The sequence below is a fragment of the Desertivibrio insolitus genome (assembly GCF_017355965.1).
Lineage (GTDB): Bacteria > Actinomycetota > Actinomycetes > Actinomycetales > Microbacteriaceae > JAFIQW01.
Genome location: NZ_JAFIQW010000004.1, coordinates 231,634 through 245,932, shown reverse-complemented (window position 1 = coordinate 245,932; position 14,299 = coordinate 231,634). Strand labels below are relative to the sequence as shown.

The 14,299-nt window shown below is 69.1% G+C and carries 15 protein-coding genes and 1 tRNA gene; 8 read left to right on the top strand and 8 right to left on the bottom strand.

Going from position 1 to position 14,299, the window contains the following annotated elements; genetic code table 11:
• Positions 1 to 57 precede the first annotated feature (57 nt).
• The 3 genes from JUB10_RS10715 to JUB10_RS10705 all read right to left on the bottom strand — a co-directional run bounded on the left by JUB10_RS10715 (position 58) and on the right by JUB10_RS10705 (position 2,031).
• On the bottom strand, positions 58 to 723 hold the full coding sequence (locus tag JUB10_RS10715; RefSeq protein WP_207456599.1) for a hypothetical protein: 666 nt from the start codon (positions 721 to 723) through the stop codon (positions 58 to 60).
• Between the two features lie 96 nt (positions 724 to 819).
• Positions 820 to 1,386, bottom strand: a complete 567-nt coding sequence (locus JUB10_RS10710; protein WP_207456594.1) for a hypothetical protein — start codon at positions 1,384 to 1,386, stop codon at positions 820 to 822.
• A gap of 324 nt (positions 1,387 to 1,710) precedes the next feature.
• Positions 1,711 to 2,031, bottom strand: a complete 321-nt coding sequence (locus JUB10_RS10705; protein ID WP_207456592.1) for a hypothetical protein — start codon at positions 2,029 to 2,031, stop codon at positions 1,711 to 1,713.
• Between the two features lie 394 nt (positions 2,032 to 2,425).
• Here JUB10_RS10705 and JUB10_RS10700 point away from each other — a divergent pair, with 394 nt between their 5' ends.
• Positions 2,426 to 2,980 carry a cupin domain-containing protein gene (locus JUB10_RS10700; protein WP_207456590.1) on the top strand — a complete coding sequence of 185 codons (555 nt, stop codon included), beginning with the start codon at positions 2,426 to 2,428 and terminating at the stop codon, positions 2,978 to 2,980.
• A gap of 105 nt (positions 2,981 to 3,085) precedes the next feature.
• Here JUB10_RS10700 and JUB10_RS10695 read toward each other — a convergent pair whose 3' ends face one another.
• From JUB10_RS10695 to JUB10_RS10685, 3 genes are all read right to left on the bottom strand, one after another.
• Positions 3,086 to 3,907 carry a GIY-YIG nuclease family protein gene (locus tag JUB10_RS10695; RefSeq protein ID WP_307859197.1) on the bottom strand — a complete coding sequence of 274 codons (822 nt, stop codon included), beginning with the start codon at positions 3,905 to 3,907 and terminating at the stop codon, positions 3,086 to 3,088.
• Complete coding sequence (locus JUB10_RS10690) at positions 3,883 to 4,476, bottom strand: hypothetical protein (protein WP_207456587.1); 594 nt, start codon at positions 4,474 to 4,476, stop codon at positions 3,883 to 3,885. Before JUB10_RS10690 ends, JUB10_RS10695 begins: the two co-directional genes overlap by 25 nt.
• 128 nt (positions 4,477 to 4,604) lie before the next feature.
• Positions 4,605 to 4,677, bottom strand: a tRNA-Val gene (locus tag JUB10_RS10685).
• Between the two features lie 101 nt (positions 4,678 to 4,778).
• Between JUB10_RS10685 and JUB10_RS10680 the strand changes: the two genes are divergently transcribed.
• A complete protein-coding gene (locus tag JUB10_RS10680; protein ID WP_207456586.1) occupies positions 4,779 to 4,964 on the top strand; it encodes an Rv0909 family putative TA system antitoxin in 186 nt (61 codons plus the stop codon).
• Between the two features lie 54 nt (positions 4,965 to 5,018).
• Here the strand turns inward: JUB10_RS10680 and JUB10_RS10675 are convergent, their stop codons facing one another.
• Positions 5,019 to 5,813 (bottom strand): hemerythrin domain-containing protein, encoded by a 795-nt coding sequence (locus JUB10_RS10675; RefSeq protein ID WP_207456584.1) that lies wholly within the window; start codon positions 5,811 to 5,813, stop codon positions 5,019 to 5,021.
• Positions 5,814 to 5,893: 80 nt separating this feature from the next.
• Positions 5,894 to 6,367 (bottom strand): peroxiredoxin, encoded by a 474-nt coding sequence (locus JUB10_RS10670; RefSeq protein WP_207456582.1) that lies wholly within the window; start codon positions 6,365 to 6,367, stop codon positions 5,894 to 5,896.
• 259 nt (positions 6,368 to 6,626) lie between these two features.
• On the opposite strand from JUB10_RS10670, the gene aceE reads away from it, so the two are divergent.
• The 6 genes from aceE to fabF all read left to right on the top strand — a co-directional run bounded on the left by aceE (position 6,627) and on the right by fabF (position 14,233).
• Positions 6,627 to 9,353 (top strand): pyruvate dehydrogenase (acetyl-transferring), homodimeric type, encoded by a 2,727-nt coding sequence (gene aceE / locus JUB10_RS10665; RefSeq protein WP_207456580.1) that lies wholly within the window; start codon positions 6,627 to 6,629, stop codon positions 9,351 to 9,353.
• 6 nt (positions 9,354 to 9,359) lie between these two features.
• Positions 9,360 to 10,547, top strand: a complete 1,188-nt coding sequence (locus tag JUB10_RS10660) for a PucR family transcriptional regulator (protein WP_207456579.1) — start codon at positions 9,360 to 9,362, stop codon at positions 10,545 to 10,547.
• 119 nt (positions 10,548 to 10,666) lie between these two features.
• A complete protein-coding gene (locus tag JUB10_RS10655; protein WP_207457060.1) occupies positions 10,667 to 11,593 on the top strand; it encodes an ACP S-malonyltransferase in 927 nt (308 codons plus the stop codon).
• Positions 11,590 to 12,600 (top strand): beta-ketoacyl-ACP synthase III, encoded by a 1,011-nt coding sequence (locus tag JUB10_RS10650; protein WP_207456578.1) that lies wholly within the window; start codon positions 11,590 to 11,592, stop codon positions 12,598 to 12,600. The genes JUB10_RS10655 and JUB10_RS10650 overlap by 4 nt, the downstream gene beginning before the upstream one ends.
• Before the next feature lie 83 nt (positions 12,601 to 12,683).
• Positions 12,684 to 12,935 (top strand): acyl carrier protein, encoded by a 252-nt coding sequence (locus JUB10_RS10645; protein WP_207456577.1) that lies wholly within the window; start codon positions 12,684 to 12,686, stop codon positions 12,933 to 12,935.
• A 59-nt stretch (positions 12,936 to 12,994) separates the two neighbouring features.
• Positions 12,995 to 14,233: a beta-ketoacyl-ACP synthase II gene (gene fabF, locus JUB10_RS10640; protein ID WP_207456575.1), complete on the top strand. Its 1,239-nt coding sequence runs from the start codon at positions 12,995 to 12,997 to the stop codon at positions 14,231 to 14,233.
• Positions 14,234 to 14,299: the final 66 nt, after the last annotated feature.

The window sequence follows — 14,299 nt, the reverse complement described above, 5'->3', positions numbered from 1 at the left end:
GCATTCGAGCTCACCTTCGTTCGGGCGACGCCGGAGCGGGACTCCGGCACCACGCTGCTAGTCCCGCGACTCGCCGTCGCACTCCATGGCCATCTGATGCGTGCTGTTCTGCGGTTGCTCGGCGTCGATCCCGGCCGCCGACCACTCCGCCCGCAGCAGCGTGCCGATGACATCCGCCACCGCCGACGAGTACTCGACGTCGGGCTCGGGGTACCACTCGGTTCCGTAGCCCGCTGGCACCTCGTTGCCGTCGGCGTCGACCGCCGTCCCCTCGGTGCGACGCGCGGCCTCGATGGCCTCGTCGACACCCGGCTCGATGTCCTCAGCCGTCAGTCGGTCGAACACCGAGTGTGCGGTGGCGAGCAGGTCGTCGTCCGCGTGATCGGGGAAGAAGTAGGTCGCCACGCAGGTGTCGCCACTCGGCACGGCGAACGAGTAGCTCCCGACGAGCTCGTGCCCTTTTGGCGCAGGCAGCCCGTCCGAGACCGAGGGGGTCGTCGGCACGGGGTCTTCGCCGGGTTGAGGCACTGCAGCCGCGCAGCCGACGAGCAGCAGGGCCGGAACGAGCGCCAGCAGCTTCTGCTTGCTCTCTCCCGCGCGTGCCAGCTGTCGACCGAAGGCCGCGCTGCCTCGCCGATCGCGGACCGGAGCCGCGATGAAGACCCCGAGCGCCGTGACGGCGACCGAGACGAAGAACTGAAGCACGAGCTTGAGACGGCTCACCGACGGCCTCCCCAGATTGACTGCGCTTATCAGAGCACGGATCACTGGTCCACCGCTATACCCAATCCACGGGCGAGTCGAATGTGACTCGAGGGACTATGAGCGCGGGAGAGCTACGGATGGATCGCCGTCGGCGCAGCGGAGTGCGCCGGTGGGAAGGCCCCTGACAACCGCGTTCGCGGCATCCCAGTACCGCGCGTAATGGTCCTCGTCGGAGTTGCGCTGCACTCGGTGGGCGGCCACCGTCGGCTCGAGTGACTGCCAGTCCGGCAGGCGCAGAAGAGCCCGGTAGAAGTGCTGCGCGCTCGTCGTTGGATCCATCCGGTCGTCATACGTGCCCCACGCGCCGTTGTCACGCTGCTGGAAGAGCCCACGACTGTCGGGACCCACAGCGTCGCCGTGGTCGAGCACCCGAAGTCCCGACTCCCCCATCGCGGTCATCACGGCGATGACCTGGGCCTCGCGGGGCGCGCCGAGCGCGGCTCCGGCGTCGATGATGGCCTTCGCGTTGCTCAGTTGTTCGCCGGAGTAGCCGCTGATGTTCGCGTGCAGGTCGACCGGTTGTCCTGCCTCGTCGACGCAGACGAGTCCGCCGGCCCCCTGCTGTCCCGCGCCGATCACGAGCAGGACCGCCGCGAGCACCGCGACGGCGGCGGCGAACACCGCGGAGCCGAGCGACCATGCCTTGTCGGCGGGGCTGCGTCGCGATGCGCGTGGTCGCGTTCGTCTCGTCCGTGTGGTCGACCGACTGCCACTGCCTGCGCGCTTTCTGTTCGACCGCGTCGACGGCCGCCGTGCGCTTCCCGCGCTGGGACGGCGGGGACGAGAAGGGGCTGCCACCGTCGAGGCGCCTCCTTCTGTTGGTCGCGTGAGCCCTGCCGGTCAGCAGGAGGAGAGCCTAACCCGGCATGGTTACGCGCCCTGGATCTTTATGGGGAGCACGTGGTGTGCAACACGGACGCCACCGGTGGTTGCACGGCCGCTGCGTCAGGCGATCGACCCGCGGCTTCGTGCGGCGCGCGAGCCGAGCAATCCCATTGCGAGGGCAAGCGCGAACCCGCCGAGCAGGATCGGCGTCTTCTCGCGGTCCGGCTGACGAATCGCCTCCGGGAATCCTGCCTCCATCAAGTAGCCGGCGGCCATCATCCCTCCGAGCGCTCCCAGTCCCCGCGCCGCCCACGGAAGGGGCCGAACGGCGAGTGCAGCGACGAGCGCCGTTTGAGCGACGAGCATCACGTTCGGCGCGGACAGCGCCGTGCCGACGATCCACTGGTGAGTGGCCAGCCGGTCGGGCGGAAGCCGGATCACCCGCCAGTCAGCGGCAAGACCGTCTCGCAACGCGATCCGCCGAGCCAGGAGCCCAGAACCGAGTTGAGCAGTCGAAGCAACGACGAGTGGCCATCTCCCTCTCACAGCGCAGCCTCCTGCCTGTCCGGATGGAAGGGAGTGTGGCCGTGCCGAATCTGCCCGTCAAGCTCTTGAGCACCGCGACTGTCCTCTCCGAATGACCCGTCAGTGGCAAGCGATTCGGGACGGCAGGGCTCGCCCGGGCGACCCCTTGACGTCGCTGGCCCGGCGGCCGCACCATGATCCCCACCGGCCACAGCCGTCATGACGCCACGTCGTCACCTGTCGAGGCGCCCCTTCCCGCCCATCCGCTTCACACGCGACCGAGGCGTTCAGCCTCGAAGGGGTGAGACCGTTGACTCAGCCGCTTCAGCGCGAGATCTACAACCCGGTGCAGCGCGACCGGGTGACTTTTCTCAAGACCGCCAGCGAGACCGACGGTGAGCTGACGCTCGTCGAGATGGTGGTGGCGCCGGGCGGTGGGAACGTCCTCCACTACCACCGGTCCTTCACCGAACAGTTCTTCGCCAAGGAGGGCGAGCTCAGCGCGCAGGTGGGCGAACGGCGCCTGATTCTGCACCCCGGGGAGAACGCGCTCGTGCCGATCGGGATCGTGCATCGCTGGTTCAACGCGTCCACGAGCGAGCCAGCGAGAGTACACGTCGAGCTGCGACCAGGACACGAAGGTTTCGAGCAGTCCCTGCGAATCGCTTACGGTCTGGCGACCGACGGCCTGGTCGACCGGAGGAGCATGCCGACGAACCCGCTGCATCTGGCAGTGCTGCTCGAGCTGAGCGACACGCGAGCGGTCGGAGCGCTCCGCGTCATGAACGTCACACTCGGAGGTCTCGCGCGTGTCGCGAAGGCGCGAGGCGTCGACGAGGCCCTCAAGCGCCGCTATTGCCGGTAATCGCGTTCCTCCTGGCAACGCGGGTTCGCGCCTGGGCCCCACCCAACCACCACCGTGTGGAAGGAGCACATCAGCGACCAGGACTACGACGGCCGCGCCGGTGCACTAGTTGGCGTTGAGCCCGTGGGTGCGCGAGTCGAGGGCGCCCTTGAAGTGGCTCTCGGCTGCGTTGATCTCCTCGGTCGGCGTCGAGGGGTCGAATACCCTCAGAAGCGAGAAGCGGAAGCTCTCGGGGTCACGGCCGATAAGGTCACGGTTGCCGCCGTGTCCATTGGTCGCATACGCGTTCCAGCGTTGACGAATGCTCTCTTTGCCGTCGGCTTTGCCAACGTAGTGGCGCCCATCGCGAGTGTCGGTGATCAAGTAGATACCGACCACAGAGGCGAGCGCGGTCCGCCAAGCGGCGTATCGGTGCTCGCGCATCACGGCTTGAAGCTGAGGGTGCTCGAGGATCAGGCGGTCGAAGCCGGGGAACGGCACTGGCTGCGCGTCCGCAATGCTGACGACCGGGTAGGGGGCCGCGGTTGACGCGTGCATCCAGAAGCTGCGCGGTGACCGCCAGCCCACGACGAGCCGTTCGCGAAGGTCGGCCAGGTGGTCCGTCTCGACGAGGTCGAAGGTGCGCCGGCTTCCGTTGTCAGATACCTGCCCGCGGTTCTCAAGGACCGCCCACAGCCGCGCCTGATCACCGCCCTCCTTGATGAACACGATCCAGAACCTCGGCGGTACCGCGGGGAAGAACCGGCGGTCTGAGGTCTGGTCGCGTGTGTAGGCGAGGATCTCCTCGTCGGTGGAGTCTGCATGGATGCCGTCGTGTTCGCGGCTGTACGCGTGGCGGATCGCGATCGCGTCGAGAGGGTCGATACCCGCGTGAGCCAGGATCGGGGCGAGGGTCAGCGGCGTCATGAGCAGTTGCCCGAGCTCCACGACGTCAGCGGACCATAGTTCCCGTCGAGCGCGGGCTCGAGAACGCCGGTCACGAATCCGCGCGACGGATCCTCGACGAACATGTCGAACGCTTCTGTGTAGGTCACATCGATGGCTAGGTGCAGGTTCTCGGTTGCCGCGTCCTCGTCACCGCCCACGTGGGCCGTTATCGCTGCTGACCCGTAGGCGCACTGGGCGAGGAAGTAGGGCGTGATGTATCCATTTCCGGCTTCGTATTGAGTCGGTTCGCTCGGCGGCCCGCCTTGGTATTCGGTGGGGAAGGTGAACCCCTCTGGCAGAGGGAGGGGGAACGAGTCGATTGCACGCTGGTACTCGGCGCTGATACCGGCGTAGTCGGTGACGCCGTCCGCGAGCACCTCGTCCGCAAGGCCCTCACCAATCAGCTCAGCGGGTGGGGTGTAGTCGGAGGCGGCGGCCGTCTCGGAAGGCGAGGGAGTCAGCGTCGGGGGCACGACCGGCGCTGAACCAGCTTCCGACCCTGCGCATCCGACCAGCGCGAACGTCACACCCGCAATAGCTGCCAAGGTCGAGAGGGACCGATTCTTCACACCTGAACGCTATCGAATGCACCGACACGTGCGACCGAGCGGCAGCAATGCGCGGTTTCCCCCAACGCCATCAGCATCAGCGCGGCGCTCACGTCAGCTGAGCCGATTCGACCAGCAAAAGTGTGAGGTGGGCCCTGCCGGGCTCGAACCGACGACATCCACGGTGTAAACGTGGCGCTCTACCAACTGAGCTAAAGGCCCCTTCGCCGCAAAGCGGCGCACTCATCGTAGCCGCCGCGCCGCCGTGGCTTCTCCCACCTGGCGCGGAGGCAGAACCCAGGGCTCGGGCGCACCGTGGAGTCATGGCTGGAATGGATGACCTCGGTAAGAAGGCTGGCGACGCACTGAACTCGGACAAGGGGGAACAGGCGAGCGACAAGGCGCTCGGCGGAGCCGCGGACCGCGCGGATGACGCGACCGGCGGCAAGCACGGCGACCAGATCGACAAGGCGCAGAACGCGGCGGACTCGAAGCTCGGCGACAAGTGATCGATCGGCCGGCGGAGGATCCTTCCTCCTCAGGCCGTCCCGCCGCCTGCGCGATCAGCGCCGGCGGCGGCTGAACAGCACGAGCAGCAGCCCGGCCCCGGCGACGGCGGCGACGAGCGCCGTCCGCGAGCCTACCGAGCCGCTCTCGACGCGAGTCGACTCGTCCTCGCCCGACTTCATGAACGGCAGGTGTTCGAGGGCGTGGCCCGCACCGGTCAGCCCCTTGCTGACGGCGCGGAGGGCGGGCGGATCGACCCGCGCGGCGTACCGGGCGGCGTCGACGAGGTCGCGCGTGCGGTCGACGATCGAGAGAGGCAGGGCCGCGATCACGTTGCCGGGTGGGCGCCGGGCGACCACGGGGTGAGCGCGGGTGGGCGCGATGCGGCGCACGATCTCCCAGTACAGGCCGAGCCGGCGCAGCTCCCACCGGTCGACGACTGACTGCAGCCGCGGGAAGAGCTCGTCCTCCTCGTCGCGCACGTCTTCGCGCAGCACCTCGGTCAGCCGGTCGAGCACCTCGGAGCGCTCCAGCGTGCCGTGCTCGAGAGTCTCGAGCCGGGTGACGAGCTCGTTCACCTCCTGGTGCTCGCGCTCGACGGCGAGCGTCAGTTCCTCGCCGTCGTCGAGGGTGCGGCGCATCACCGGCCACAGCACCGACTCCTCGGCGAACGCATGCGGGAAGACCAGGGCGTAGATGTCGAGCAGCACCCGCTCCTGGTCGGCACCCTCAGAACCCTCGAGCCGCTGCAGCAGCTCGTCGAGCTCGATGTGGTCCTTCTTCTGCCGGGTCAGCACGCTGAGCCTGCCACCCAACTGCTCGACGCTCTGTTCTGCGATCGACGGATGCATCGTGGCTCCTCTGCGCGGGACGGGTCCCTCGACTGTTGCAGCCGGAGTTGAGCGAAGGCCGAGGAAACCTCAGGCAGGGCTCACGCGGTGACGGGCACCAACTGGCGCACGGCCTCGCGGTAGGCGGCGATCGGCCGCGCCTCGCCCGGCGCGGTGATGAAGCTCGCGCGGATCGTGCCGGCGGTGTCGATGAGGAAGGTGGCGCGTGTGGCGAAGCCCTTGTTCTCGAGGAACACGCCGTACTCCTTCGACACGGCCCCGTGCGGCCAGAAGTCGGCGAGCAGCGTGAAGTCGTAGCCCTCCTCCTCCGCGAACGCGCGCAGCGTCGCCTTGGAGTCGACGGAGATCGCGATCAGCTCGACGCCGTTCTCCTTGAACAGGGCGATGTTGTCGCGCAGCGCGCACAGCTCGCTCGTGCAGGTCGAGGAGAACGCGAGCGGGAAGAAGACCAGCGCGACGGGCCGCACACCGCGGAACTGCGACAGCCGCACGCGCTCGCCGAACTGGTTCGGCAGATCGAAGTCCGGTGCCTGGGTCTCGTTCTCGAGAGCCATTTCGATTCGAATCCTTCCGGGTCCGCGCCACAGCGGACCGCCGGACGGCCATGCTACGCCTCCCCCGCACGCCTGGCAGGCCGCGCCGCAGCAGGGAAACGGATGCCGCTGCGCCCGCCGCGAAACATCCGGAAGCCCCTCCTGCGCACGGCGGGTCGGCCGCGCGTTCTAGGATTGTCCGGTCCCCCGACAACGCGCACCGTGACCCGGTGCCCGTAGCGTGGGCACTGTCTGTTGGACGAACGATAAGAGGTCAACGGTGACGGTAAACCCGCAGGACCCCTACTCGGTGAACAGCACCGACCAGGACCCTGAAGAGACCGCCGAATGGCAGGAGTCCCTCGACGCACTCGTCGAGGCGCACGGTCGGGGCAGGGCCCGCGAGATCATGCTGAGCCTGATCGAGCGCTCCCGGAAGCTGCAGCTCGGGGTGCCGATGGTGCCGACGACCGACTACGTCAACACGATCGCGCCAGAGGACGAGCCGGAGTTCCCCGGCAACGAGGAGCTCGAGCGCGACTACCGCCGGTGGATCCGATGGAACGCCGCGATCACCGTGCACCGCGCCCAGCGCCCCGGCATCGCGGTCGGCGGCCACATCTCCACGTACGCGTCGTCCGCGGCGCTCTACGAAGTGGGGCACAACCACTTCTTCCGCGGCCAGGACCACCCCGGCGGCGGAGACCAGATCTTCTACCAGGGCCACGCCTCCCCCGGCATGTACGCCCGCGCCTACCTCGAGGGACGCCTCGGCACCGAGCACCTCGACGGTTTCCGTCAGGAGAAGTCGCACGCCCACGGCGGCCTCAGCTCCTACCCGCACCCGCGGCTCATGCCCTACTTCTGGCAGTTCCCGACGGTGTCGATGGGCCTCGGCCCGATCAACGCGATCTACCAGGCGCAGTCGAACAAGTACCTGACCAACCGCGGCATCAAGGACGCGTCCGACCAGCAGGTCTGGGCGTTCCTCGGCGACGGCGAGATGGACGAGGTCGAGTCGCGCGGCGCCCTGCAGTGGGCCGCCAACGAGAAGCTCGACAACCTCAACTTCGTCATCAACTGCAACCTGCAGCGCCTCGACGGCCCCGTGCGCGGCAACGGCAAGATCATCCAGGAGCTCGAGAGCTTCTTCCGCGGCGCCGGCTGGAACGTCATCAAGGTCGTCTGGGGCCGTGAGTGGGATGACCTGCTCCGTCGCGACACCGAGGGCGCGCTCGTCGACCTGATGAACCGCACGCCCGACGGCGACTACCAGACCTACAAGGCGGAGTCCGGCGCCTACGTGCGCGAGAACTTCTTCGGGCGCGACCCGCGCGCGCTCGAGCTCGTCAAGGACTTCTCCGACGAGCAGATCTGGAACCTCAAGCGCGGCGGCCACGACTACAAGAAGGTCTACGCGGCCTTCAAGGCGGCGACCGAGCACAAGGGCCAGCCCACCGTCATCCTCGCGAAGACGGTCAAGGGCTACGGCCTCGGCCCGAGCTTCGAGGGACGCAACGCGACCCACCAGATGAAGAAGCTCACGCTCGACAACCTCAAGCAGTTCCGCGACGAGATGCGCATCCCGATCACGGACGCGCAGCTCGAGGAGAACCCGTACCTGCCGCCGTACTACCACCCGGGCCCCGACAACGAGGCCGTGCAGTACATGCACGAACGCCGCCGCGCTCTCGGCGGCTACGTGCCCGAGCGCCGCTCGAAGTACACGCAGGTCGCGATCCCCGAGAACAGCGCGTACGACGTGGTCAAGAAGGGCTCCGGCAAGCAGGAGGTCGCCACCACGATGGCGTTCGCCCGCCTGCTGAAGGACCTGCTGCGAGTCAAGGGCTTCGGCAGCCGCATCGTGCCGATCATCCCCGACGAGGCGCGCACCTTCGGTATGGACGCGTACTTCCCGACCTCCAAGATCTACAACCCGAACGGCCAGAACTACACCTCGGTCGACCGGGAGCTGCTCCTCGCCTACAAGGAGAGCCCGCAGGGCCAGATCGTCCACGTCGGCATCAACGAGGCCGGCGCCACCGCGGCGTTCACCGCCGCGGGCACGTCGTACTCGACGCAGGGCGAGGTCCTCGTGCCGGTCTACGTCTTCTACTCGATGTTCGGGTTCCAGCGCACCGGTGACGCCTTCTGGGCGGCCGCCGACCAGATGGCGCGCGGCTTCATCATCGGCGCGACGGCGGGACGCACCACCCTGACCGGTGAGGGCGCCCAGCACGCCGACGGCCACTCGCCGCTGCTCGCGTCCACGAACCCGGCGATCGTCACGTACGACCCCGCCTACGGCTACGAGCTCGGACACATCGTCCGCTCCGGCATCGAGCGGATGTACGGCGGACAGCACGCCGACCCGAACGTCATGTACTACCTCACGGTGTACAACGAGCCCATGGTCCAGCCGGCCGAGCCGGAGAACCTCGACGTCGACGGCGTCATCCGGGGCATCTACAAGCTCCGCGACGGCCAGGCCGAGGGCACCAAGGCGCAGATCCTCGCCTCCGGCGTCGGTGTGCCGTGGGCGCTCGAGGCTCAGGAGCTGCTCGCGAACGACTGGGGCGTGTCGGCGGATGTCTGGAGCGTCACCTCGTGGAACGAGCTGCGCCGCGACGGCGTCGCTGTGGAGGAGCACAACTTCCTCAACCCGAACGAGGACGAGCAGGTCCCCTACGTCACGCAGAAGCTGCAGGGCGCCGAGGGACCGGTCGTCGCGGTGAGCGACTTCATGCACGCCGTGCCCGACCAGATCCGTCCGTTCGTGCCGAACGACTTCGCGACCCTCGGTGCCGACAACTTCGGCTTCTCCGACACGCGCGCTGCCGCCCGTCGCTTCTTCAAGATCGACGGACCGTCGGTGGTCGTCCGCACGCTCGAGATGCTCGCCAAGCAGGGCAAGGTCGACCGCAGCCTCGCTCAGCAGGCGATCGACCGCTACCGCCTGCACGACGTCACGGCCGGCACCAGCGGGTCGGCCGGGGGCGAGAGCTAGGCCTCCTTGGCGAAGACCCGTGCGGAGACCCTCGCCTGGTTGCGGACCATCTCCGGTGAACTCGCGACCGCGACACTGAAACGACTCGACGAGACGCTGCCCTGGTACGGCGACATGCCACCAGGGCGGCGCTCGGCGGTCGGCCTCGTCGCGCAGGCGGGCATCTCGTCGTTCATCCAGTGGTACGACGACCCCACCTCGCAGCCCTGGATCGCCGCGGACGTCTTCGGCGCCGCCCCGCGCGAACTCCTGCGCTCGGTCAGCCTGCAGCAGACGCTGCAGCTCATCCGCGTCGTCGTCGAGGTCGTCGAGGACAGGATCAAGTCGGGCGACGCCAGCCTGCGCGAGGCGATCCTGCTCTACAGCCGCGAGATCGCCTTCGCGGCTGCCGACGTCTACGCCCGCGCGGCGGAAGCCCGTGGTCTCTGGGACGCCCGGCTCGAGGCACTCGTCGTCGATTCGATCCTCGCCGGCGAGCACGATGAGGAACTGCCGAGCCGGATCGCCGCGCTCGGCTGGCACGGCCACGGCGAGGTCTCGGTGCTCGTCGGCACGACGCCGCGCCAGCTCGATGTCGACCAGCTGCGCCGCACCGCGCGGCACCAGGAGGCCGACGTCCTCATCGGCGTGCAGGGCTCCCGCCTCGTGCTCGTCATCGGTCGCGCCCAGCCCGCCAACGGCGAGGACGGCGAACCGACCGAGATGAAGGCCTTCATCGACATCGCCCACGAACTCGAGCCCGGCTTCGGCCCGGGTCACCTGGTGCTCGGACACGAGGTGCCGAGCCTCGTCGACGCGTCGAAGAGCGCGAAGGCGGCTCTCGCCGGGTTCGCCGTCGCGCGCTCGTGGCGCAAGGCGCCGCGCCCGGTGCTCGCCGACGACCTCCTGCCCGAGCGTGCGTTCGCCGGTGACCCGCAGGCCCGGTCGGCGCTCATCAACCGCATCTACAAGCCGCTCAAGGCCCACTCGACCGAGCTGCTGACGACGCTCTGGTGCTACCTCGACAACGGCCGCTCGCTCGAGGCGACCGCCCGGGAGCTCTTCGTGCACCCGAACACCGTGCGCTACCGGCTCAAGCGCGTGAGCGACGTCATCGGCTGGGACGCCACCGGCGCCCGCGAGGCGCTCATCCTGCAGGCCGCCCTCATCGTCGGCTCGATCGCCGACCACGACGGCCAGCCGAAGCGGCGCTGAATCGTCGCCTCCTGCGGAATCGTCGATCCCGCTGAACTGTCGATACCCACAACGGCTCGCCGCATCTTTAGTGCGAGGTCATCCAAGCCACCTCGGGAGAGGTTGGCATCATGGGTGAAATGATCGTCGTCGTGGCGCCCGGACAGGGCTCGCAGACCCCCGGTTTCCTCGAGCCCTGGCTTCTCGACGACGCCCGTCGCGAGCACCTCGACCGACTCTCGGATGCCGCAGGCATCGACCTCATCGCGCACGGCACGACCTCGGACGCCGACACCATCCGCGACACCGCGGTCGCGCAGCCGCTCATCGTCGCCGCGGGTCTGATGACCCTCGGCGCCCTGTTCGAGGACGGCCGCCGCGAGCGGATCGGCGGCATCGCCGGTCACTCCGTCGGCGAGATCACGGCCGCCGCCGGGGCCGGCATCCTGCCCGAGGCCGACGCGATGCGCTTCGTGCGCGCCCGCGGAGAGGCGATGGCGGATGCCGCGGGCCGCGCCGCGACCGGCATGAGCGCCGTGATCGGCGGCGACGAGGACGCCCTCCTCGCGAAGCTCGACACGCTCGGACTCGAGCCCGCCAACTTCAACGGCGCCGGGCAGATCGTCGTCGCCGGCGAGCTCGAGTCGCTCGGCGCACTGGCGCAGGACCCGCCGGCCGGCGCCCGCGTCATCCCTCTCCAGGTCGCCGGCGCGTTCCACACCCGCTGGATGGCGCCTGCGGTCGAGACGCTGCGCGAGGTCGCGTCGACGCTCGCTCCCGCCGACCCGTCGCTGACGATCTGGACCAACCACGACGCCTCCGTCGTCACCTCGGGCTCGGCGTTCGTCGAGCTGCTCGTCGGTCAGGTCTCCTCCCCCGTGCGCTGGGACAAGACGATGGAGTCGTTCGCGGCGAACGGAGTCTCCGGCATCATCGAACTCGCGCCGGCGGGCGCGCTCACCGGGCTCGCCAAGCGCGGCCTGCGAGGCGTGCCGACCGTCGCCGTGAAGACCCCCGACGACCTCCAGGCGGCCTACGACCTCCTCGACGCGAACGGCAGCGAATGAGCACCATCACCCTCAAGCAGTCCACCGGCCCGCAGTACACCCGCATCCGCGGGGTCGGCGCGGCACGGGGCGACCTGACGGTCACCAACCACGACATCATCGAGCCGATCAACTCCTCCGACGAGTGGATCCAGCAGCGCACGGGTGTCATCACCCGCAAGCGCGCGTCGAAGGGCATCGAGGCGATCGACCTGGCCGAGCAGGCCTCGCGCGAGGCGATCGAGAAGGCCGGCATCCGTCCCGAGCAGATCGGCGCCGTCGTCGTCTCGACGATCAGCAACACCGTGCAGACCCCGTCGCTCGCCGCGCTGCTGACTGAGCGGATCGGCGCGACCCCGGCTCCCGCCTACGACGTCAGCGCCGCGTGCGCCGGCTACACCTACGGCATCGCGCAGGCAGACTCGCTCGTGCGCGCCGGACTGGCCGAGTACGTGCTGGTCGTCGGCGCCGAGAAGCTCAGCGACTTCGCCAAGCCCACCGACCGCACCATCTCCTTCCTGCTGGGCGACGGCGCGGGCGCCGCGGTGGTCGGTCCGAGCGACAGCCCCGCCATCGGTCCGAGCATCTGGGGCTCCGACGGCTCGAAGTGGGACGCCGTGGGCATGGACAGCCCCCTCGCGAAGTACCGCGACGGCGCCGGCGAGGTCGACTGGCCCACCCTGCGCCAGGAGGGCCCGACGGTCTTCCGCTGGGCGGTCTGGGAGATGGCGAAGGTCGCCAAGCAGGCGATCGACGCCGCCGGCATCACCCCCGACGACCTCGCCGCCTTCATCCCGCACCAGGCGAACATGCGCATCATCGACGAGCTCGCGAAGCAGCTGAAGCTGCCCGAGCACGTCGCGATCGCCCGTGACATCGCCACGACCGGCAACACGTCGGCCGCCTCGATCCCCCTCGCGACGCACCGCCTGCTCGAGGAGAACCCGCAGCTCTCCGGAGGGCTCGCCCTCCAGATCGGCTTCGGCGCCGGACTCGTGTTCGGAGCCCAGGTCGTCGTGCTGCCCTGACGCGCACCCGCGCACCGAACGGTGCCCGCGACATCCGCCCCTAGGCTGATTAGCGGTCACAACGACACCCCCAAGGAGAAAACATGGCTCTGTCCAACGAGGAAGTGCTGGCCGGCCTGGCCGAGCTGATCAACGACGAGACCGGCATCGCCACCGACACCGTCGAGATGGACAAGTCGTTCACGGACGACCTGGACATCGACTCCATCTCGATGATGACGATCGTCGTCAACGCGGAGGAGAAGTTCGACGTGAAGATCCCCGACGAAGAGGTCAAGAACCTCAAGACCGTCGGTGACGCCGTCTCCTTCATCACCAACGCCTCGCAGCAGTAGTGCGCACCCGGGCGTCCACACGGGGCGCCCGGGTCGCTCGTCCCTCTCGGAGTAGTCGTATGACCAAGAAGATCGTCGTCACCGGTATGGGCACGACGAACCCGCTCGGCGGGAACGTCGGTGACACCTGGACCGCCCTGCTCGCCGGGGAGTCCGGAGTGCGCCCCCTCGAACAGGAGTGGGTCTCGAAGTACGAGATCCCCGTCACGTTCGCCGCACAGGTCAAGGTGCCCGCCGTGGACGCTCTCGAGCGCCACGAGGTCAAGCGCCTCGACCCGGGCAGCCAGTTCGCCCTCATCGCAGCGCGCGAGGCCTGGGCGGATGCCGGGCTGTCGGAGGACATCGACCCGCTCCGCGTCGGCGTCGACTTCGCCACCGGCATCGGCGGCGTGTGGACCCTGCTCGACGGCTGGGACACGCTGCGCGAGCGCGGCCCTCGCCGTGTGCTCCCCATGACCGTTCCGATGCTCATGCCGAACGCGCCCGCCGCGGCGATCAGCATGCACATCCCCTCCCGTGCCTACGCGCGCACCGTCGTCTCGGCCTGCGCCTCCGGCACCGAATCGATCACCAACGCCTACGAGCACCTGCAGGCCGGACTCGCCGACGTCGTGCTCGCCGGCGGCACCGAGGCGGCCATCCACCCGATGCCGATCGCGGCGTTCGCCTCGATGCAGGCCCTCTCCCGCCGCAACGACGACCCGACGCGCGCGTCGCGCCCCTACGACACGGCCCGCGACGGCTTCGTGCTCGGCGAGGGCGCGGGCGTGCTCGTGCTCGAGACCGAGGAGCACGCGAAGGCCCGCGGCGCCCGCATCTACGCGGAGCTCGCCGGCGGCGCCGTCACGAGCGACTCGTACCACATCACCGCTCCGGACCCCGAGGGCTCGGGCGCCGCGCGTGCGATGAAGGCCGCGCTGGAGCAGGCGGGGGCGAGCCCGGCGGATGTCGCGCACATCAACGCCCACGCCACCAGCACGCCGGTCGGCGACGTCGCGGAGTTCCACGCGCTCGAGCGCATCTTCGGCGACCGTGTCGGGCAGATCCCCGTCTCGGCGACGAAGGGTGCGCACGGCCACCTGCTCGGCGGCACGGGTGCCCTCGAGGCGATCCTCACGGTCAAGGCGCTGGCGGAGCGCACCGCTCCCCCGACGATCAACCTCGACGACAAGGACCCCGAGGTCGCCCTCGACGTGGTCACCTCCCCGCGCGAGCTGCCCGCCGGCGATCTGCTGGCGATCAGCAACTCGTTCGGCTTCGGCGGCCACAACGCCGTCGTCGCGTTCCGCACGGTCTAGGCCTGCACGGTTCGGACCGCGAATAAACGAAGCGGCGCACCCAGGACATCCCCGTCCCTGGGTGCG

Coding starts and splice junctions, on each gene's coding strand:
- JUB10_RS10650 (WP_207456578.1), top strand. CDS start 11,590: ATGAGCACCATCACCCTCAAGCAGTCCACCGGCCCGCAGTACACCCGC.
- JUB10_RS10655 (WP_207457060.1), top strand. CDS start 10,667: ATGATCGTCGTCGTGGCGCCCGGACAGGGCTCGCAGACCCCCGGTTTC.
- fabF (WP_207456575.1), top strand. CDS start 12,995: ATGACCAAGAAGATCGTCGTCACCGGTATGGGCACGACGAACCCGCTC.
- JUB10_RS10645 (WP_207456577.1), top strand. CDS start 12,684: ATGGCTCTGTCCAACGAGGAAGTGCTGGCCGGCCTGGCCGAGCTGATC.
- JUB10_RS10675 (WP_207456584.1), bottom strand. CDS start 5,813: ATGCATCCGTCGATCGCAGAACAGAGCGTCGAGCAGTTGGGTGGCAGG.
- JUB10_RS10680 (WP_207456586.1), top strand. CDS start 4,779: ATGGCTGGAATGGATGACCTCGGTAAGAAGGCTGGCGACGCACTGAAC.
- JUB10_RS10670 (WP_207456582.1), bottom strand. CDS start 6,367: ATGGCTCTCGAGAACGAGACCCAGGCACCGGACTTCGATCTGCCGAAC.